Consider the following 20,038-nt stretch of genomic DNA (forward strand, 5'->3'; position numbering starts at 1 on the left):
AGCAGTCAGCCCGGCTTGCCGTCCCGATTTCATGGGCCGAGGCTCGCAGGCTCCGATCGAACCCAATCAGCAAAACAGCGACAAGGCCTATGAGTTCCAGTCTCCTTTAAATATTCGGCCAATTTGCAAATATGTCGCGGCGCGCAGAATGACGAAGCTGACCTACCGCACTTGGGAGCGCGAATTGGCTGTTGAACGGCGATAATGGTCGCGCCTGCTTTGAAGCGTTCTACCCTGAGGCCGTCAGGGCCACAGGAGATGTGTCATGGGATTATCAGAATTTGATCCCGCTGCTCGCGAGAGGGTGTCTTGGAACGCCGGGCGCAAAGTTGGTGCGAAGCGAGCGCTCAAACCCCATCAGATATGGGCGATCCGCTTCTTTCTCGACCAGCATGGGCGGGTCCGCGACCGGGCTCTCTTTGACCTTGCCATCGACAGTAAGCTTCGTGGATGCGATTTGGTGAAGATCAGGATCAGCGATATCGTTTGCGATCGGAAAATTCGAACACGGGCTACGGTCGTACAGCAGAAGACGGGCAGGCCGGTTCAGTTTGAACTGATGACCGATGCCCGCGCTAGCCTACTCAAATGGCTCGAACTCCGCGGTGGATCCTTGGAGAACTTTGCTTTCCCTAGTCGCACCAATCACGCTGCCCACATAAGCACCCGGCAATATGCTCGTCTTGTCGACGAATGGGTTACCGGGATCGGCTTGCCCGGCGAAGACTATGGCACTCACTCTCTACGCCGAACGAAGGCATCGATCATCTACAAGGCGACTGGAAATCTCCGCGCTGTCCAGATTTTGCTTGGGCACACGAAGATTGAGAGCACGGTCAGATACCTCGGCGTGGACGTGGAGGATGCTTTGCCCCTCGCAGAGTGCACTGAGATCTGAAATTGTCTGGCTCCTTGCCATTGCAAGGAGCCAGACCCTCCAGCGTGGCAGCTGATCTGCGCCCATTCCCGCCGTTCGAGAGCGATATTCTCGCTCCCGGAAGCGGATATTTGGATCATGATTTGGTTTGGGACGAAGCTGTCACTCCCGCAGCTTCCCTTGCTCAAACATGGGAGGCCCAAAGTCGAGGCGATGCCTCCCATGCAGCCGAGTTAAATCAATGTCCTATGACCGCCATACCTCCCATGCGGCTTCCTGCGGGAAAGCCGTGCGTACTTGATGACCATGCCATCATGAAACCAACGCATATCAACGCGAGCATGGCCCAGGGAAATGCTGCGACACCCCAAACCTCAAGCATAAAGCCGCCAGCAAGGCCGCCCGCTGCGATCGCACCGTTCCAGGCAACGACATTCATCGACAGAGCCGTGTCCGCGCTGTCGCCGGCAGCATCTGCCAGGGCGGTCTGAAGTAAAGTTGCTGCGCCGCCAAAGGTCAGCCCCCAGATCGCAGTGCATGCGTATATAACGATGACGGATCTAGCGCCTAGCACAAGCGTCACCGTGACCAGCGCGAACAGAGCAAGACTGGCCAGCACGGTCGACCGCAGAAAATGGTCTACCAGCTTCCCGGTCAGCCATATTCCGACCAAAGCTGTCATGCCAAATGTGAGCAGGACGAGATCCACATGGTCTGCCAGACCAGCAGGCGTCACGAACGGCGCCACGTAGGTATAAAGGATGTTGTGTGCGAGCATCCAGCTGGCGACGACGCCCAGGACGGGACGGACTCCTGGGGTAGTGAGAACGCGGTGAAGCGGCATTCGCGCACTGCGGGCTTGGCCGGGATAATCGGGAACCTTCGCCAGAACCCACAAGATCAGCACGATCGTTAGCAACGACATGACACCAAAGGCAGAACGCCAGCCGACTGCGGCGCCGAGCCAGGTTCCAAAGGGAACACCGAGGGACAAGGCCACAGGCGTTCCCACCATGGCAATCGCCATCGCTCGGCCCTGTTGTTCAGGTGTAACCATCCGGCGCGCGTATCCCGCCAACAGGCTCCAGGCCAATCCCGCCGACATGCCGGCCATGAACCGGGCTGCCATCGTGAGCAGTATGTTATGTGAAAGTGCAGTGATCGAGTTGAAGACGAGGAAACCGACAATCGTCAGCAACAATACGCTGCGCCGCCGCCACCCCTGCGTCGCGATGCTGAGGGGAATGGCAGCGATCAGTGAGCCGATCGCATAAGCGGTAACAGTTTGGCCCGCGAGCGCTGATGAAATGTCCATGCCCGAGGAAATTTGCGGCAGCAGTCCGGCCGGCAGGGTTTCGGTGGCGATGCAGATGAAGCCAGTCATCGCCAGCGCTAGAAGTGCGGAAACTGGCATGGGACCGCTTGCCCGGTTGAATTTTTCGTTCGCCATGGAAGCCTTCACATTTATGGATTGATCGATCCACAACTACGCAGGTGACAACCGGATGGCAATGATTTATAGAATGGTCGATCCATAAATGAGGATGGCATGCCCCGCACAGGACGCCCACGCACTTTTGACCGAGACGCCGCCATCGATGCGGCCATGATGCTTTTCTGGGCCCAAGGTTATGAGCCGACATCCTTGTCGCAGCTCAGGTCCAGCATGGGAGGGCTATCGTCGGCCAGCTTCTATGCGGCTTTCACGTCAAAGGAAGCGCTGTTCCAGGATGTCGTGGACCGTTATATCGGATCCTACGGTCAAGTGACCGCCAGCCTCAAGGACGATACGCTCGCCCCGCGCAATGCGATCGAGACGGCACTGCGCAAATCCGCCGCTATGCAAACGGCGCAATCGCATCCCCCAGGCTGCTTGATCATGCTCGGTGCCAGCAACTGCTCGCCAGAAAATCGGCAGGTCGAGGCGATCCTGGTGCAGGAGCGTCAACGCAACCGCCAAGGGATCGAACGGCATGTTGAGAGAGCAAAAACGGAGGGAGAGTTTTCACCAGGTACTGACACGGCCGCAATGGCGGGGATGTTTAGCACCTTCCTGAGCGGCATATCAGTGGAAGCCCGAGACGGCGTACCTTTATCGCAGATCGACGCAGCGATTACGTCGTTAATGCGGCTTTGGGATCAAGCTGCAGCCTGACGGTAGAAGGTTGATGCGTGACTGACGGAATTCTGCCGAGTGCGCCCTGATCCACCTTGCTCGGTTCAGAGGTCCGCCTCAAGGCCGGTCACAAACTTCAGGCTAATCATGAAATATGACCGAGTCCGACAACGGGTCGCGGCCGATCCTGGCTTTGTTGGCCGGTGCTTCCAGGTTCGGATAGCCAAACGAGATACCAAACAGCAATTTCATATCGGCAGGCACATGCAGCACGTTGCGCACGGTATCGGCATAGAGGCCTAGAACGGTCTGCGGAACACCCCCCAGTCCACGCGCGGCCAAAGACAGCAGAAGCGTCTGGCCGTACATGCCGATGTCACCCGCCACGCGGACATTGTCGCCGATCGTGGGCATGAACAGCAGTGCGACATGCGGCGCGTTGAAGAAGGAGAAGTTGATCGCCCCCGCACGACGACGGGCCTCGACATCATCGCGCATCACACCGAGATTTTCATAGTACAGCTTGCCATGCTCGCGTCGCCGTTCGCCCAGCCGACCGGCAAACTCCATTTCGTCCCATGAGAAATCCGGGGTGAGGTGGCCTGCGTCATTGGCTTCATGCAACGCGCGCGACAGTTCGTCCCGCTTCGCACCGCTGACGATATGGGTGGCCCAGGGCTGGGTATTGCAATTCGAGGGGACATATTGCGCATCCGCAAGCACTTCGTTGATCAACGCGCTGGGAACGGGCGCCGTGTGAAAGTCGCGGCACGAGCGCCGCATCCTTACGGTTTCAGCAAAGGGCAGCGTCGATCCGGCCACGTCCATATCCATCGTTTTTTCCTTCCGGTCAGTGCGCCGTGAAGGCGCCATCGACGGGCAACGCTGCGCCATGCACAAAGCTGGCGCCATCGCTGCAAAGCCACAATACGGCGGCGGCGATCTCATCAGCGCGCCCGAGCCGCCCGATCGGCTGATCCTTGATGACCGCGCTGATCGCCTCCGGGCTGCGCTCCAGCAAGCTGGACAGCATGGGCGTTTCGATCACGCCGGGGCACACTGCGTTGATCTGGATGCCGAGCGGGGCGTATTCGATCGCTGCGCTCTTGGTGAGGCCGATGACGCCGTGTTTTGTGGCGTGATAGGCCGCACGCCCAGCCTGACCGACCAACCCACCAAGCGATGAGCAGTTGACGATCGCGCCGCTGCCACGGGTCCGCAGGTGCAGTAACTCGTGTTTCATGCACGCCCAGACACCACGCAGATTAACGGCATTGACCTGCTTGAACGCTTCGGCGGTTTCATCCGTGATCGGCCCCGATGGCCCCTCGATTCCGGCATTGTTGAATGCCATGTCGAGCTGACCGTAAGCGGCTAAAGCGCTTTCCATCATCGCCGCCACCTGCCGCTCGTCCGATACGTCGCAGACCAGCGCAGTCGCGCGATGCCCTGCCGCCACAAACCGCGCTGCAACGGCTTCAACGGCGATACGATTGATGTCCACCAGGACGACCGATGCGCCAGCGGCGGAGAAAGCCTCGGCAGTGGCAAGACCGATGCCGGAGCTGGCCCCGGTGACGAGCGCCACCTTGCCGGTAAAATCAAAGCTGATGTTCATGATCGGTGACCTGCTGCGTTTCCTTCACGGATTGTTCGGTGACATTGAACCAGCCGGGCGTGGCTTCGATGATCGCCCAGAGCCTGGACGGGATGGCGAGGCGGGAAATGTCGGCAACTGCGAGCGAAGCGGCGATATTGCTGTCGCACCCATCACGCGCCTGCGCCACCCAGTCGGGGTCCATCACCAACCCTTGGCCTATGGCGACGAGGGCAAGGCCCGAGGCTATGCCCCGTCGCGCCTGTTCCGGGGTTCGGATGCCGCCCGCCGCGATCAGTGGAACACGGTGGGCGATGCGCTCCTGCACGAGGTCAACAATCGATCGGCCCGCGCTGTCATCGACCGGACGTTGCTCCAGCGCGTTTCCGAGCGATACATGGATATAGCTTACGCCATGCTCGACCAGTCGATCGATCAGTTGCAGCGAGTCCGCGATCCGAAGGCCGGTCGCGATGCCCTCATCGACGGAAATCCGATAGCCCAGCGCAAAAGGCCGATCGGCATGGAGCGCGATCGCCCCACGCACCGCATCGACCACCGCGAGCGGAAATCGCATTCGGTTCTCAAGTGAACCGCCCCAGCGATCCTCGCGACGATTGAAATACGGGGAAAGGAAATTCTGGATCAGGAATCCGTGTGCGCCGTGAAGTTCGATCCCATCGAAGCCTGCAAGGATCGCTCGCCGCGTCGCATCGGCAAAGGCCTGCGCGACCGCCAGAACCTCCGCGTCACTGAGCGCGCGCGGTATGCTTGCCGGTGCGAACGGTCCCGCTTCCCCCTCAACCGCGCTTGCCGCAACAATGTCGGAAACCAGCGCGGGCGATGTCTTCACGCCAGCATGGAAGAGCTGAAGAATGGCGGGAGCCCCGCCGCTTTTGGCTGCGCGCGCAAGGCGGCTCAGGCTCGGGATAAACCGGTCGTCATGGGCCGCAAATTCGCCGGTGAAGCCAATGCCATTGGCCTGCACATGAGTACAGCCGGTGATGACGAGGCCGACATCCCTGGCGCGTCGCCGATAATAGGCTTCCTCCTCATCGGAAACCGTCCCATCATCATTGGCGGCCCAGGTTGTCATGGGTGCCATCACCACGCGGTTGCGGAGATTGATACCGGCCACCAGTGCGGTGGCGTCAAACAGTGCGTCGTCGTTCACGGGCGATGCCCTTTGTAATGAAATGGTGGGGCGAGAGGCGACCGGCGCATGGAGCCGGTCGCGTCGATCGCGGATCGATCAGACCGTGTAGTCGATCTGGCTCATATGGGCTTCGCCCATACGGTCGCCGAAGACCGGGAATTTGGAGAGCGAAATGTCAATCTCCTGCACATCGGCGGCACTCAGTTGCACGCGCTGTGCGCCGAGATTTTCGAGGAGATGATCCACGTTGCGGGTGCCGGGGATCGGCACGATTCCCGGCCCCTTGGCCAGCAGCCAGGCGAGCGAAATCTGCGCGGGGGTCACGCCTTTCTTCGCCGCATAGCCCCTGATCCATTCGATGATCGGCATGTTGAGCGGCATGAATTCCTCCGAGAAGCGCGGGAAGCCTGACCGGAAATCCGTCTTCGCGTCATACTTCGTATCGGGATCGTGCTTGCCGGTGAGGAAGCCTTCGCCGAGGGGTGCCCAAGGGACGATGCCAATGCCCAGTTCTTCGCACGCCGCCATCACGCCATTCAGTTCGATATTGCGCGTCCACAGCGAATATTCGCTTTGCACAGCTGCCACCGGCTGCACGGCATGGGCACGGCGGATCGTCTTGGCGCTGGCCTCGGACAGGCCGAAATTCAGCACCTTGCCCTCTGCGATGAGGTCCTTGATCGTACCCGCAACGTCTTCGATCGGAACGGCGGGATCGACGCGGTGCTGATAATAGAGGTCGATGCGATCGGTGCGCAGACGCTTCAGCGATTGCTCGACGACCTTGCGGATATGATCGGGGCGGCTGTTCAGCGCGATCGTACCATCGATGGCGAACCCGAATTTGGTGGCGATTTTCACCTGATCGCGGATCGGCGCCAGCGCCTCACCGACCAGTTCCTCATTGATATAAGGACCATAGACCTCAGCGGTGTCGAAGAAGGTAACGCCATTCTCGAACGCTGTGCGGATCGTCTTCACGCCCTGCTCGGTCGGGATTGGGCCGTTGTAATTGCCGCTCATGTTCATGCAGCCCGAGCCGATCTCGGAGACGACTAAATTGCCTAGTTTGCGCTGTTTCATGGTTCTGCTTCTCGTAATTTGAGGGGTCTGGTGGCTGGAGGCGGCCGCCGGGCCGACGCCGAGGAAGGAACCAGCAGCGGCAGCGGTGCCGAGCATTGCCGAGGTGGCGAGGAATTGACGGCGAGACGGTTCGCGACTGGGCTGCGCGCCCGCGACCTCATCGTTGCCAAGGCCGGGATTTTCATGAGGTCTCATCGTTTGCGCCGCCTTTTAGTTGGGTCGTCGGGCGTCAGCTCCGATCTCAAACCAACAATAGGCATTGCATCGCCATATGATTATGGCGTGTAATCGTCTTGAAGTTATAATCTGGGATTATCAATGGCGCGCGAAAGCACGGATGACCTCTATGCCTTTCTGGCGGTTGCGCGGGAACAGAGCTTCACTCGCGCAGCGGCACAGCTCGGCATTTCGCAACCTGCACTCAGCGCGAAGATGACTGCGCTGGAGGCGCGATTGGGCGTCCGCCTGCTTACACGAACGACGCGCAGCGTCTCGACCACCGAAGCAGGTGAGCAGCTCGTCCGATCGGTTGGCCCGCATCTGGACGGCATCGACGCTGGCCTCGCGGCATTGAGCGAACTGCGAGACAAGCCGGCTGGCGCCCTGCGGATCACCTCGGTCGAACACGCATCGCAGACCATCCTTGCGCCAGCACTCGCAAAACTGCTGCCTGAATATCCCGACATCACAGTTGAGATCATCAACGACTACCGCTTGGCCGACATCGTGGCGGACAGATTCGATGCGGGTGTCAGGCTTGGCGAGCAAGTCGCGCAGGACATGATCGCGGTGCGGATCGGCGCTGACTTCGCGCACTGTGTCGTCGGGTCACCAGCCTATTTCGCGATGCATGGCATACCTCAGACCCCGCACGACCTGACGGCGCACCAGTGCATAGCATTGCGCCTGCCGACCTCAGGCGGTCTGTGGAGCTGGCCGTTCGTTAAGGACGGCCATGAGATCAAGGTGCGCCCGCATGGCCAGGTGGCATTCAACACCGTCACGTTGCAGCTTGACGCTGCCCTTGCGGGATTGGGGTTGGGATATCTTCCCGAAGATATCGTGCGGGATCATTTGAAGACTGGACGGCTGGCGCGTGTCCTGGCTGATTGGTCCGCGCCGATGTCGGGCTATCACCTTTATTACCCCAGCCGTCGGCAGCAGACCCCGGCCTTTGCGCTACTCGTAGATGCCCTTCGCTTCCGGGCGTAACCGGATGGCGGGTTACGAGGCTGGCAGGCGACAGGGATTACGTCAGTAGCTGCCATTCCCGCGAGTTGCTTAGGAATGGCGGCTTCGTGCAGTTTTGATTCTCGAAGCCGCCAGTCTGCAATCGGCCATACCGGGTCGTTCAGGAGAGGGCGTAGATTGGTGAACGGAAGGCGGCTTTGAGGGGGAGCAGGTGATGCGCTGAACGGCATCTCTGTCGGCGTACCAAGCATTTGCAGGGGGTAAGGGGCGGCGGCTGAGGGGTCGAGAAAGCCTGCCGCCGTTGCTGGGATCGGGTCGCACCTTCCAGCGCCCTTCTTCCTTCACGGAAGAAGATCACTATGAACGAGCAGAGCCGGCCAGCAATAGTCAAAACGGATTGCTGCTCGAGATGGATGCTACAGGTCAAGAGACCAGGTTTCGCTTCCGATGTCCTGCCCAAAGTGGCGCTCGCGTTTTGTCTCCTGCAGCTTGAAGCCCGAACGCTCGTAGAGCCGGCGCGCGGCAGCTAGTTGGCTGTCGGTCCAAAGGTCCAGCCTCGCGTAACCCGCGGCGCGGGCACGATCGATGCAGGCCTCGACCAATCGTCCGCCAACGCCAGTTCCGCGAGCCGCCGGCTCGACGTAGAGCAGGCGAAGTTTGGCTACGCCCGGCTCGGAGGTACGTACAAGGAAAATCGATCCGGCTATTCTGCCATCCAACTCGGCAATCCAGGCGGCTTCGAGTTCAGGGTCGAATGACTGGTGGAATTCGGCGAGGATGCCCGCAATCAGAGCCTCATAGCTGCCATCGTATCCATACTCGCCCGCGTAAAGGATCGCTTGGCGATGGACGATGAAACCGATGTCTCCAGGCGCTAACTTCCTCAATACCAAAGCAGGAGGCGTGCTAGCCTCAAGTATTTCCTGGATCGATCCCGCTGCGCTTAGGAGGCGGCGTCGCCGGGAAAACGGAATCTCCTGGAGTAGTTCATACACCCCCTCCTGTGCTGCATCCTCAAGCTCGGCGAATGCGGTGGTGCCTGCAGGCGTAAGCTTGAGCAGCTGATGGCGCCCGTGATCCGGGTTCTCCCGGCTTATTACGAGACCCCGCTCGCCAAAGCGCTTGAGCGTCCGGCTCAGCTGGGCTCGATCGAGATCGAGCGATCGGGCAATTTCAGCGGCGGTTGGTTCATCGCGATGGGCAAGCTCGAACAGAATTCGTGCTTCGCTCAGCGTGAATGGGCTGTTTGCGAGATGAGCATCAAGCAGGCCAAGGCGCGCGGTATAGGTTCTGTTGAAGCCACGAAGGAGCTCGACATCCTGAGGGGTAGGGGAGGACATTTATCCACTCGGCACATTGTTGACTCAATCAATATTATGCAAGAGTGTTGATTGAGTCAACAATGTGCCGAGGGTTTGGATTGACCGCGGTGCCTGCAAGGAAGCGGCGGCGTTTCTTGCTTGCTGAGTGGCTGCTTTGGCAGAACGTGACGGGGTCACTGAATGACGGCAATGTCGGCGGGCTCAGGCGACACTGACAAGGGCGGGACTGGTTGCACGCGCATTCAAAGCGCTCGATGACCTTTTCGGCCATTCCGCCCAATGTTTAGTGTCGTTTGTCGCTCTGTCTCCCCAGCGTTCCAGCGACGACTTCGATATGATGGGAAGGATGCGTGGCAATCTCCGCCGCTTCTCTAAATCCTTCCGTTCGAAGCCGTTTGATCAGACCAGGCCTGCGCCCTCGGGCGTAAGCAACCCATCGAGCCGTTCCAGCGCGGCCAGGATCATAGCCTGCTCCCAGGGGGCAAGGCCAGCGTAGCCCTGGCTGAAGCGCATCTGGAGCGGAAACGGCGATGCCTTCAGCTTTTCCCGGCCGAGTTCGGTGACTTGCAGCATGACCTGCCGCTTGTCGGTCAGACCGCGCGTGCGCGTCACGAGCTGCGCTGCCACAAGGCGATCGACGATGTTGGTGATCGTCGCCTGTCCAAATCCCAGGGCGCTCGCGACGGCGCTCGGTGTGATCGTCTCATGGCCTCCGATCTGCCGCAGCACCAGTGCCTGCGAGGAGGTCAGGCCCGTCGCGGCGGCCATTTTCCGGTTCTCCAGTTCGGCTGCATCGAGAATTTTTCGCAGGGCCAGAAGTGCCGCCGGTGTGAGATCGATTTCCATGCCCGACAGCTAGCTTTCCTGCGGGTTTGCGCCAAGTACGAAGATGCTTCGAAAATCGAATTAATTGCAGTTCCATGAAGGCATGAAAGCGGAATTTTCGGCTCCCTGCTGTTGCGCATCTCCTCACAATCCCTATGGTAATACGCGAGAACGACGAAGGACATGGCAACAGCCAAGCACGCGAACGTGCTTCGGAGGGTGAAGTAATATTTGATGATAATGTGAATGAAGTTCGCCCGCGGAGCGATTCCGCGAGCCCGATCCGCGTGCGCGACGAGGGCGGCGTCGCGGAGGGAAATTCCGGCACAGTCGCCAGCCCCACTGCCAGCCCCGCCATTGTCCTGCGCGAACCCATTGCCGAGGACGGCCCGGCGGTCTCCGCCTTGATCGCGGCCTCGCCGCCGCTGGACGTCAACTCGGCCTACTGCAATCTTCTCCAGTGCAGCGACTTTGCCGGAACTTGCGTGGTCGCCGAAAGGGAAGGCCGGCTGCTCGGCTGGATTTCCGCCTATCGTCCGCCCTCCCATCCCGACCGGATCTTTGTCTGGCAGGTCGCCGTCGCCGCCGAGGCGCGCGGGGAGGGCCTCGGCGGGCGCATGCTCGACGCATTGATCGCCCGCAGTGCTTCGCGCGGCGCGCGTGAGCTCACCACGACCATTACCGAGGCGAACTCGGCCTCCTGGGGCCTTTTCTCCGCCTTCGCGCGGCGCCACGGCGCCGTGCTGACGCGCTCCCCGCGTTTCGAACGCGATGCCCATTTCGCCGGAGCGCACGACACCGAATGGCAGGCGAGCATTTCGCCCCTGCCGTTCATTCCGTCCAACTGAACAGGAAATTCCTCCAGATGACGACGATTCCCAAGCCGAGCGCGCATGCGCCGGATACCAGCATCTATGACCGCCGCGAATCCGAGGTGCGCAGCTATTCGCGTACCATGCCCCGCCAGTTCGACCGCGCCGAAGGCGTCTGGCTGCACGACAGCAAGGGCGGGCGCTATCTCGATTTCCTGTCCGGCTGCTCCTCGCTGAACTACGGACACAACCACCCGGTGCTGAAGCAGGCCCTGATTGACTATATCGCCCGTGACGGCGTCACCCATGCGCTTGATCTCCACACCAAGGCCAAGAGCGAGTTCCTGCGCACTTTCGAGGAAGTGATCCTTGAACCGCGCGGGCTCGATTATCGGGCGATGTTCACCGGCCCCACCGGCACCAATGCCGTCGAGGCGGCCATCAAGCTGGCGCGCAAGGTTACCGGGCGCGAGATGGTGATCGCTTTCACCAACGGCTTCCACGGCATGACCCTGGGCGCGCTGGCCTGTACCGGAAATGCGGGCAAGCGCAGCGGTGCGGGCGTGCCGCTCAGTCACGTCAGCCATGAACCGTTCGACAGCTACTACGGGCCGGATGTCGATACGGCCGAACTGCTGGAACAGCGCCTGTCGGATCCGTCCAGCGGGCTCGATGCGCCTGCCGCCTTCCTCGTCGAGACCGTGCAGGGCGAAGGCGGCCTCAATGCCGCTTCGCCCGAGTGGCTGCGCCGGATCGCCGCCATCGCCCGCAAGCACGGCGCCCTGCTGATCGTGGACGACATCCAGGCCGGTTGCGGCCGCACCGGCGGCTTCTTCAGCTTCGACGGCCTGGGCTTCACGCCGGACATCGTCACGCTGGCCAAGTCGCTCTCCGGCATGGGCCTGCCCTTCGCGCTGACGCTGATGCGGCCGGAGTTCGATCAGTGGTCCCCTGGCGAGCACAACGGCACGTTCCGGGGCAACAACCATGCCTTCGTGACGGCCACGGCGGCCTTGCGCGAATTCTGGGCGGACCCGGCCTTTGCCGACGATATCGCCCGCCGCGGCGGCATCCTGGAACGCCGCCTCGAAGCGATCGCCGCGCGCCACGGGCTGTCCACCCGTGGCCGGGGCATGATGCGCGGCATCGATGTGGGCAGCGGCGAGGTGGCCGGAAAGATCACCGCCGCCTGCTTTGCGCAGGGCCTGATCATCGAGACCAGCGGCGCTTACGACGAGATCGTCAAGGTGCTGGCGCCGCTGGTGATCGACGATGCCCTGCTCAATGCCGGTCTCGATATCCTGGAAGAAGCCGTGGCCGATGCGTTCCCTGCGCTCGCCAACCGCAAGCTCGGCGTCGCCGCCTGAGCCCGATCCCAGCATTAAAGGAACATACCCATGATCGTTCGCAATCTCGAAGATATCCGCAAGTCCGACCGTCACGTCCAGGGCAAGGGCTGGGTCAGCGACCGCCTGCTGCTCAAGGATGACCGGATGGGCTTCTCGTTCCACGTCACCACGATGTTCGCGGGCGAGGAATTGCACATGCATTACCAGAACCATCTGGAAGCCGTGCTCGTCCTTCAGGGCAGCGGCACGATCGAGGATCTCGGCACCGGCGAGACCCACGAACTGAAGCCGGGGGTGATGTATGCGCTCAATGCCCATGACCGCCACATCGTGCGTCCGGTGGAGGACATTCTCTGCGCCTGCACTTTCAATCCGCCCGTCACCGGCCGCGAGGTCCACGACGAGAACGGCGCCTATCCGGCTCTGGCTGACTGAGGGAGGGGCAGGCAAACGATGCAGGATCTCTATCCCACCCGATGCGAAAGCGAACCCAGGCTCCAGCCGCGAGACGAACCCGTCGCGCGGCGCGCCTGGCACCCCGCCACGCCGCTGACCGCAACCCAGGTCGAACAGTTCGACCGGAACGGCTATCTCGTGCTGGAAAACCTGTTCTCGGCGCAGGAAGTCGCCGCGCTGCAGGCTGAAACGGGGCGCCTCCTGGCCGATCCCGCCGGTCTCAAGGACGAGACGGTCATTGCCGAACCCGGCAGCCGGGAAGTCCGCTCGATCTTCGAGATTCACGCCCAGAGCGACGTCATGGCCCGCCTTGCCGCGGACCGGAGGCTGGCCGGTGTCGCGGCTTTCCTGCTCGACGACGAGGTCTACCTCCACCAGACCCGGCTCAATTACAAGCCGGGCTTCGCGGGCAAGGAGTTCTACTGGCATTCCGATTTCGAGACTTGGCATGCCGAGGACGGGATGCCCGCGATGCGGGCGCTGTCCATGTCGGTCCTGCTGGCGGAGAACACGCCGAACAACGGGCCGCTGATGGTGATCCCCGGTTCGCAGGGGACGTTCGTGTCCTGCGTCGGCGAAACGCCGCAGGACCACTACCGCCAGTCGCTGCGGCGCCAGGAATACGGCGTTCCCGACGAACTCAGCCTGGCCGAGCTGGCCCATCGCCACGGGATCGACGCGCCGGTCGGCAAGCCGGGTACGGTGGTGGTGTTCGACTGCAACATCATGCACGGCTCCAACGGCAACATCACGCCGTTCCCGCGCGCCAATGCCTTCCTGGTCTACAACGCCGTGAGCAACCGGCTGACCGCGCCCTATGCCGCGCCCGCGCCGCGGCCCGAATTCATCGCTGCGCGCGATTTCTCACCGGTAGTGCCGATTTCTGGGGCAATCGAGGGACTTGTCGAAGGAGTTGCTGCATGACGGGAACGCACAGCGTCGAAAAGATCGGCGGTACGTCCATGGCCGCAACCTCCACCGTGTTCGAGAACGTGCTGGTCGCCGGACGCGAGGGCGCGGATCTCTACAACCGGATCTTCGTGGTTTCGGCCTATGCCGGGATGACCGATCTGCTGCTGGAGCACAAGAAGAGCGGCGAGCCGGGCGTTCACGGCCATTTCGTGCGCAACGAGGCGGCGGGCGCATGGCGAACCGCGCTGACTGAAGTTCTGGGCGCCATGTGGGCGCGCAATGCCGAAATGTTCGCGCGCCCGGAAAGCCGCGAGGAAGCAGACCGTTTCGTCGCGGAGCGGATTGCCGCGCTGGAATCCTGCCTCGATGATCTCGACCGCCTGCGCCGCCATGGCCATTTCCGCCTCTCCGAGCAGATCGCCACCTTGCGGGAAATGCTGGCCGGTCTGGGCGAGGCCCATGCCGCGCACTCCACCGCGCTGCTTCTGCGCGATCGCGGCGTCAATGCCGTCTTCGTCGATCTTTCCGTCTGGAACCAGGACGATCTGGTCGATCTCGACGAACGCATCCGCATTGCCTTCGCCTCGATCGATCTCTCGCGCGAGATGCCGATCGTCACCGGCTACGCGGGCTGCGAAGGCGGCATGGTGCGCCGCTATGCCCGCGGCTACTCCGAGATGACTTTCTCCCGCATCGCCGTCGTCACCGGCGCGCGCGAGGCGGTCATCCACAAGGAGTTCCATCTCTCCAGCGCGGATCCCCGTCTCGTCGGCGAAAGCCGGGCGCGCAAGATCGGGTGGACCAATTATGACGTGGCCGACCAGCTCGCCAACCTCGGCATGGAAGCGATCCATCCGCGTGCGGGCAGGGGCCTGCGCCAGTCGGGTATCCCGCTGCGAGTCCGCAACACGTTCGAGCGTCATGACGAAGGTACGCTGATCGAGGGCGACTACGTTTCCAAAGCACCACGCGTGGAGATCGTCACCGGTCTCGCTTCGATCCAGGCCCTGCAATTCTTCGAGCAGGACATGGTGGGAGAGAAGGGCTACGACGCGGCGATCCTGGAAACGCTGACCCGCCACGGCGCCTGGATCGTCAGCAAGAGTTCCAACGCCAATACCATCACCCATTACCTCAGCGGCACCGGCAGCGAACAGGCCGCGCAGATCGTCGACGACTTGTGCGCGCAGTGGCCCGGATCGGTGGTGACCGCGCAGGAAGTGGCGATGGTCTCGGTGATCGGCAGCGACTTGTCCGAGCCCGGACTTGTGCCTCGCGCCCTTGCCGCGCTGGATGGGGCGGGCATCGGCCTCGTCGCGCTCCAGCATCAGATCCAGGGCGTGGACGTCCAGTTCATCGTCGCGGCGCCGGACTTCGAGGAAGCCATCCGTGCCCTTCACGCGGCCCTGGTCGAAGCGGGCACTGCCAGCGACCGCGCGGCGGCCTGACCGGCAAAGGCGCCCTTTTTCCGCACTTCGGCGGAAAGGGCGCCGCATCGTCATTATGCTAAAGGCCATCCTTCCCGTCCGCAGCCTGCTGATCGCCATCTTCCTGCTCATGGCGGGCGGCGGGTTCCTCAACACGCTTGTCGCGCTGCGGCTGGAGCGGGCGGGAAGCGGAGCCCTTGCGATCGGCCTCGTCGGAACCGCTTATTTCGCCGGACTCACTCTTGGGTCGGTTCGCGTGCCCGCGCTGGTAGGACGCATCGGCCATATCCGGGCCTTTGCGGCCTTCGTCACGCTGCTCAGCGCGGATACGCTGGCCTATGCGCTCCACACCAACCCGGTGTTCTGGGGCGCGCTGCGTTTCTTCGATGGACTGTGCCTCGCGGGAATCTACGTCTGCGTGGAGAGCTGGCTGAACGAGCGCGCCGAACCGGATCGGCGGGGCATGGTGCTGGCCGGCTACATGATCATGCTCTACGGCGGGCAGGCGACGGGGCAGTTCCTCATCCGCCTGGGAGCGGGAGAACCGGCAGTGCCGCTGCTGGTGGGATCGATCCTGATTTCCCTGGCGGCGATTCCTGTGCTTCTGACGCGTATCACCGAGCCCGAAACCGGCGATTTCGCGCCGCTCCCGTTTCGGGAACTCTACCAAACCTCGCCTCTCGGCATGGTCGGTGCCGGGCTGACCGGCGTGATGCTCGGCGCTTTCTATGCGCTCGGCGCCGTGTTCGCGCGCCGGCTGGGCATGGATCTTTCGCAGACCACCCTGTTCATGAGTGCGGTGATCCTGGGCGGCGTGGTGCTGCAATGGCCGCTCGGCTGGCTGTCCGACCGTATCGACCGCCGCAAGGTTATCGTGCTCGCTTTCGCCGGGACGCTGGCCGCCGCGTTGACGATCGCCCTCACGGCGCAGGCGGGGGCGCTGCTGCTCGGGCTCGGCGCCCTTTTCGGAGGGCTGAGTTTCGCGCTCTATCCCTTATGCGCGGCCCATACCAACGACCACCTTGCGCCGGAAAAGCGTGTGGCGGCGAGCGGCGGTCTCGTGCTCGTCTATTCGCTGGGCGCTGCTGCCGGGCCGGCCACGGGATCCCTGGCCGTGTCCCTTACAGGCGCTTCGGGACTTTTCCTGTTCATCGCCGCCTGCGCAAGCGCCGCGCTTTCGTTCGCGATGCTGCGGCAGGCGAAGTCGGACCCCGTGCCCGCCCACCTTCAGGAAAGCTACGTCGGCCTGCCGCGCACCTCGCCACTGGCCGCTTCGCTCGATCCGCTCGCTTCGGAAACATCCGCGGCCCGGGACGAGCCCGGGGAAACAGGGAGCCGTCATTGAATCCGCCCGCCAGAATACTGCCCGCTCAAAAACAAAGCGCCGCGCCGCACGACTTGCGCCGAGCCATCTCCGCATCCGCCATCGGCAATGCCACCGAGTGGTTCGACTACGGTATCTACGCCTATGGCGTGAGCTATATTTCAGCCGCCCTGTTTCCCGGCGAGACGGCGGAGGCAACGCTGTTCGCGCTTGCCACTTTTGCGATCTCGTTCCTGGTGCGTCCGCTGGGCGGCCTGTTCTGGGGGCCGCTGGGAGACCGCTATGGCCGCAAGGCCGTGCTCGGCCTGACGATCCTGCTCATGGCCGGTGCCACTGTCGGCGTCGGTCTCATCCCCTCCTATGCCGCTATCGGCGGCTGGGCACCCGCGCTGCTGGTGGTCCTGCGCATGGTGCAGGGTTTCTCCACCGGCGGCGAATACGGCGGTGCCGCGATCTTCATGGCCGAATATGCTCCGGACGAGAAGCGCGGCTTCTACGGCAGTTTTCTGGAAGTGGGCACCCTGGCCGGTTTCAGCGCCGGCGCCCTGATGATGCTGGGCTTCTCGCTGCTGCTGGGGGACACGGCGATGCGCGATTGGGCTTGGCGCCTGCCGTTCCTGCTGGCCGGTCCGCTAGGGCTGGTCGGCCTCTACTTGCGGGCGCGCATGGCGGAGACGCCCCTGTTTCAGGAAGCCGAGGCGCAGCGCGAGAGCGGAGAGGCAGCACCAGCCGGACTTCGCCACCTGCTTTCCCGCTATCGCCGCCCCCTGCTGGCGATGAGCGGCCTCGTCATCGCCCTCAACGTGGTCAACTACACGCTGCTGAGCTACATGCCGACCTATCTTGAGCGCCGTCTCGGCCTTGCCACCGACACGGCCCTGGTCGTGCCGATCTCGGGGATGCTGTTCATGATGCTCCTGCTCCCGTTCGCCGGAGCACAGTCCGACCGCATCGGCCGCAAGCCGATGTGGCGGGCATCGCTGCTGGGGCTCACCCTGCTGGTCATCCCGCTCTACCATCTCATGGGGCTCGGCCCGGTACAGGCGGCGATCGGCTACGTCCTGCTCGGCCTCCTCTATGTGCCCCAACTCGCCACGATTTCGGCGACCTTCCCGGCCTTCTTCCCCACCTCGGTACGATTTGCAGGCTTTGCGCTGGCCTACAACCTGTCTACCTCGCTGTTCGGAGGCACGGCACCTGTCGTCAACGCCTGGCTCATCGATTTGACAGGCAACCCGCTGGTGCCTGCCTACGTCATGATCCTGGCCTGCCTCTGCGGCCTTCTCGCGCTGGAATTCACCCCGGAAAGCGCCGGAAAGCCGCTGCCAACGACCTGAAAAGGTCGCCGTCCCGATCCTTCTGAGGAACCGTCTTGTCTACCCGATCCCCATCGACTTTCCGTTTTCCAATTCTGGACCTGCCCTGGGCGAGCGAGCCCTGGATGCAGACGGGCATTGCCCTGCTGGCGCTGCTGGCCGGTGCGGCCCTGGCGAACTGGGTCGCCAAGCGGATCGTGCTCAAGGGCGTGCTTCGCCTGCTCGGGCGCAGTCCGTTTGAGGCGGAAGCGCGCCATGTCGGCGCCATCGCCGCGCGCCTTTCGAACATCCTGCCGACCGTGATCGTGCAAGTGGGCATCGCTGCCGTACCCGGCCTGCCGATGGAGTTCGTTTCGTTCGTCCACAGCCTTTGCGCAGTGATCATCATCCTGACGCTTGCCCTTGCCGTCACGGCGACGCTGACTCTCGGCAACGAGCTCTACCAGCGCCGTCCCGATGCCGGGAACCGGCCGATCAAGGGCTATGTCCAGGTCGCTAACCTGCTGGTCTATGCCGCAGCCGCGATCCTGATGCTGGCGGCGCTGATGAACCAGTCGCCTCTTCTGCTGCTGTCGGGCCTTGGCGCCATGGCAGCGGTTCTCATGCTGGTGTTCAAGGACACGATCCTCTCGCTCGTCGCCTCTGTGCAGATCGGCTCCAACGACATGGTCCGCGTGGGCGACTGGATCGAGATGCCCAAGCTCGATGCCAACGGCGATGTGATCGACATCGCTCTGCACACCGTGAAAGTTCAGAATTTCGACAAGACGATCACCACGATCCCCACCTATCGCCTGATTACGGAGAGCTTCCGCAACTGGCGCGGCATGTCCGAATCCGGCGGTCGCCGGATCATGCGTGCCTTGATGATCGACCAGAATTCGATCGGCTTTCTCGGTGAGGCCGACCTTGCGAAATTCGCCCGGTTCAGCGTGCTGCGCGATTATCTCCAGCAGCGCCGGGACGAAGTGCAGGCGTGGAACCGGAAACATGCTCCCAGCGAAATTCTCGATGCGCGGCGGTTGACCAACCTCGGCACTTTCCGCGCCTATGTCCTGGCCTACCTGAAGGCGCGGCCCGATATAGCCGACGACAAGACCCTGCTAGTGCGCCAGCTGGCGCCCAGCGAGAATGGCCTTCCGCTCGAAATCTACGCTTTCGCAACAACTACGGTCTGGGCGCAATACGAAACGATTCAGGCCGACATCTTCGACCATCTGCTCGCAGTCATGCCGGAATTCGGGCTGAGGGTTTTCCAGCGGCCAACGGGGGCAGATTTTACCTTTCTCTCGCAAGGTCCAGGGCGTAGCCCTGAAGGCAATTTTTTCTCGCCCGCCCCTGTATCCTTTCAGCGGAACCCCTGAACTATGCCCGCTCGCATCTCAATCCTGCTGATCGGCCTGGCAGCCGCCACCTGCTCGTTCATGTCCAGCGCCTCGCTTGCCCAGGTCCGTTCCTTTTCGGCAGACCAGGGAACCTACGTGGACACGGTAGAGCTATCAAAAAAGGCTGACCTCGTCGTGCTGGCGCGGATAACGCAATTGAAGCCGGTGGCGAGCGCTGCACCGGGCACACTGCTGCCAAATCATCGTCGCTACTATGCCGAAGCCAGCACGCGGGCGCTGCTATACGGCAAGAGCGGGATCGGGGCTTCGCTGCAGTATCTGGTCGATCTGCCCGATGCTCCAGCGCAAAGCGCTACGGCTTTTGTGGGGAAGGACGTTTTCCTTTTCGCATCGAGGGTGCCTGGCCGCCCCAAGGAGATCAAGCTGGTGGAACCCGCCGCGCAGCAGATTTGGTCTCCGGAACGGGAGAACCGCCTGCGCGGGGTACTGCGTGCACTGGTCTCGCCGCGTGCGCCAGCCCCGGTAACCGGTGTAAGGGAACTGGGCTATGTTCCCGGAAATCTTGCGGGGCAGGGCCGCACGCAGATCTTTCTTGATACGAAAAAGGGCCCGGTGACGATCGCCGTGCGCCACATGCCCGGCCAGCCCGAAACCTGGGGTGTCTCGCTTTCGGAACTGACGGGAGGCGATCTGCATCCCCCCAGCAAAGACACGCTCGAATGGTACAACCTTGCCTGCTTCCTTCCGGCGTCGCCACCGCAAAGTGCTTACGTCTCGGGCACTTTCCCGTCCAAACAGCAAGCCTACGCGGACTATCGCATGGTTCTGGCGGCACTGGGGCCATGCGAGCGGAGCCAATAGGTATCCATACATCGCATGGGCTTGATACCGGCGGACTTTAACCGAGAACCAGCATAGCATTGCTTGCG

19 protein-coding genes are annotated in these 20,038 nt (G+C 62.4%); 12 read left to right on the forward strand and 7 right to left on the reverse strand.

All coding sequences use genetic code 11. The features are described 5' to 3' along the window. Nucleotides 1–265 precede the first annotated feature (265 nt). Nucleotides 266–898, forward strand: a complete 633-nt coding sequence (locus ACZ1II_RS01685) for a tyrosine-type recombinase/integrase (protein WP_465144073.1) — start codon at nt 266–268, stop codon at nt 896–898. A 217-nt stretch (nt 899–1,115) separates the two neighbouring features. On the opposite strand, the gene ACZ1II_RS01690 is transcribed toward ACZ1II_RS01685, so the two are convergent. Beyond that, complete coding sequence (locus tag ACZ1II_RS01690) at nt 1,116–2,327, reverse strand: MFS transporter (protein WP_465144074.1); 1,212 nt, start codon at nt 2,325–2,327, stop codon at nt 1,116–1,118. Nucleotides 2,328–2,426: 99 nt separating this feature from the next. Here ACZ1II_RS01690 and ACZ1II_RS01695 point away from each other — a divergent pair, with 99 nt between their 5' ends. Next, nucleotides 2,427–3,032 (forward strand): TetR/AcrR family transcriptional regulator, encoded by a 606-nt coding sequence (locus ACZ1II_RS01695; protein WP_465144075.1) that lies wholly within the window; start codon nt 2,427–2,429, stop codon nt 3,030–3,032. Nucleotides 3,033–3,134: 102 nt separating this feature from the next. Here ACZ1II_RS01695 and ACZ1II_RS01700 read toward each other — a convergent pair whose 3' ends face one another. The 4 genes from ACZ1II_RS01700 to ACZ1II_RS01715 form a co-directional block, all read right to left on the reverse strand. After that, nucleotides 3,135–3,827, reverse strand: coding sequence for a nitroreductase (locus ACZ1II_RS01700; protein ID WP_465144076.1), 693 nt, complete (start codon nt 3,825–3,827; stop codon nt 3,135–3,137). Between the two features lie 16 nt (nt 3,828–3,843). Beyond that, on the reverse strand, nt 3,844–4,611 hold the full coding sequence (locus ACZ1II_RS01705) for a glucose 1-dehydrogenase (protein WP_465144077.1): 768 nt from the start codon (nt 4,609–4,611) through the stop codon (nt 3,844–3,846). Next, the gene (locus ACZ1II_RS01710) at nt 4,595–5,764 is read right to left on the reverse strand and encodes an NADH-dependent flavin oxidoreductase (protein ID WP_465144078.1); all 1,170 of its coding nucleotides are present in this window, start codon (nt 5,762–5,764) and stop codon (nt 4,595–4,597) included. Before ACZ1II_RS01710 ends, ACZ1II_RS01705 begins: the two co-directional genes overlap by 17 nt. A 78-nt stretch (nt 5,765–5,842) precedes the next feature. Next, nucleotides 5,843–7,024, reverse strand: coding sequence for an aldo/keto reductase (locus ACZ1II_RS01715; protein ID WP_465144079.1), 1,182 nt, complete (start codon nt 7,022–7,024; stop codon nt 5,843–5,845). 123 nt (nt 7,025–7,147) lie between these two features. Here ACZ1II_RS01715 and ACZ1II_RS01720 point away from each other — a divergent pair, with 123 nt between their 5' ends. Continuing rightward, entirely contained in the window at nt 7,148–8,041 is an 894-nt protein-coding gene (locus tag ACZ1II_RS01720; protein ID WP_465144080.1) for a LysR family transcriptional regulator, read from the forward strand. 395 nt (nt 8,042–8,436) lie between these two features. Here the strand turns inward: ACZ1II_RS01720 and ACZ1II_RS01725 are convergent, their stop codons facing one another. Continuing rightward, complete coding sequence (locus ACZ1II_RS01725) at nt 8,437–9,360, reverse strand: bifunctional helix-turn-helix transcriptional regulator/GNAT family N-acetyltransferase (protein WP_465144081.1); 924 nt, start codon at nt 9,358–9,360, stop codon at nt 8,437–8,439. Between the two features lie 381 nt (nt 9,361–9,741). After that, nucleotides 9,742–10,188 (reverse strand): MarR family winged helix-turn-helix transcriptional regulator, encoded by a 447-nt coding sequence (locus ACZ1II_RS01730; RefSeq protein WP_465144082.1) that lies wholly within the window; start codon nt 10,186–10,188, stop codon nt 9,742–9,744. Between the two features lie 335 nt (nt 10,189–10,523). Between ACZ1II_RS01730 and ectA the strand changes: the two genes are divergently transcribed. The 9 genes from ectA to ACZ1II_RS01775 all read left to right on the forward strand — a co-directional run bounded on the left by ectA (nt 10,524) and on the right by ACZ1II_RS01775 (nt 19,970). Further along, nucleotides 10,524–11,015 (forward strand): diaminobutyrate acetyltransferase, encoded by a 492-nt coding sequence (gene ectA / locus ACZ1II_RS01735; RefSeq protein WP_465144507.1) that lies wholly within the window; start codon nt 10,524–10,526, stop codon nt 11,013–11,015. 17 nt (nt 11,016–11,032) lie between these two features. Next, nucleotides 11,033–12,346 carry a diaminobutyrate--2-oxoglutarate transaminase gene (gene ectB / locus ACZ1II_RS01740; RefSeq protein ID WP_465144083.1) on the forward strand — a complete coding sequence of 438 codons (1,314 nt, stop codon included), beginning with the start codon at nt 11,033–11,035 and terminating at the stop codon, nt 12,344–12,346. A gap of 30 nt (nt 12,347–12,376) precedes the next feature. Continuing rightward, nucleotides 12,377–12,763, forward strand: coding sequence for an ectoine synthase (locus ACZ1II_RS01745; RefSeq protein WP_054436098.1), 387 nt, complete (start codon nt 12,377–12,379; stop codon nt 12,761–12,763). Between the two features lie 18 nt (nt 12,764–12,781). Beyond that, nucleotides 12,782–13,708: an ectoine hydroxylase gene (gene thpD / locus ACZ1II_RS01750; protein ID WP_465144084.1), complete on the forward strand. Its 927-nt coding sequence runs from the start codon at nt 12,782–12,784 to the stop codon at nt 13,706–13,708. After that, nucleotides 13,705–15,144, forward strand: a complete 1,440-nt coding sequence (locus ACZ1II_RS01755) for an aspartate kinase (protein ID WP_465144085.1) — start codon at nt 13,705–13,707, stop codon at nt 15,142–15,144. The genes thpD and ACZ1II_RS01755 overlap by 4 nt, the downstream gene beginning before the upstream one ends. A 55-nt stretch (nt 15,145–15,199) precedes the next feature. Next, nucleotides 15,200–16,468 carry an MFS transporter gene (locus tag ACZ1II_RS01760; RefSeq protein ID WP_465144086.1) on the forward strand — a complete coding sequence of 423 codons (1,269 nt, stop codon included), beginning with the start codon at nt 15,200–15,202 and terminating at the stop codon, nt 16,466–16,468. A gap of 53 nt (nt 16,469–16,521) precedes the next feature. Next, the gene (locus ACZ1II_RS01765) at nt 16,522–17,784 is read left to right on the forward strand and encodes an MFS transporter (protein WP_465144087.1); all 1,263 of its coding nucleotides are present in this window, start codon (nt 16,522–16,524) and stop codon (nt 17,782–17,784) included. 104 nt (nt 17,785–17,888) lie between these two features. Beyond that, nucleotides 17,889–19,127, forward strand: coding sequence for a mechanosensitive ion channel family protein (locus ACZ1II_RS01770; protein ID WP_465144088.1), 1,239 nt, complete (start codon nt 17,889–17,891; stop codon nt 19,125–19,127). A 3-nt stretch (nt 19,128–19,130) separates the two neighbouring features. Then, entirely contained in the window at nt 19,131–19,970 is an 840-nt protein-coding gene (locus ACZ1II_RS01775; RefSeq protein ID WP_465144089.1) for a hypothetical protein, read from the forward strand. Nucleotides 19,971–20,038: the final 68 nt, after the last annotated feature.

Source organism: Novosphingobium sp. BL-S-20 (assembly GCF_055521635.1).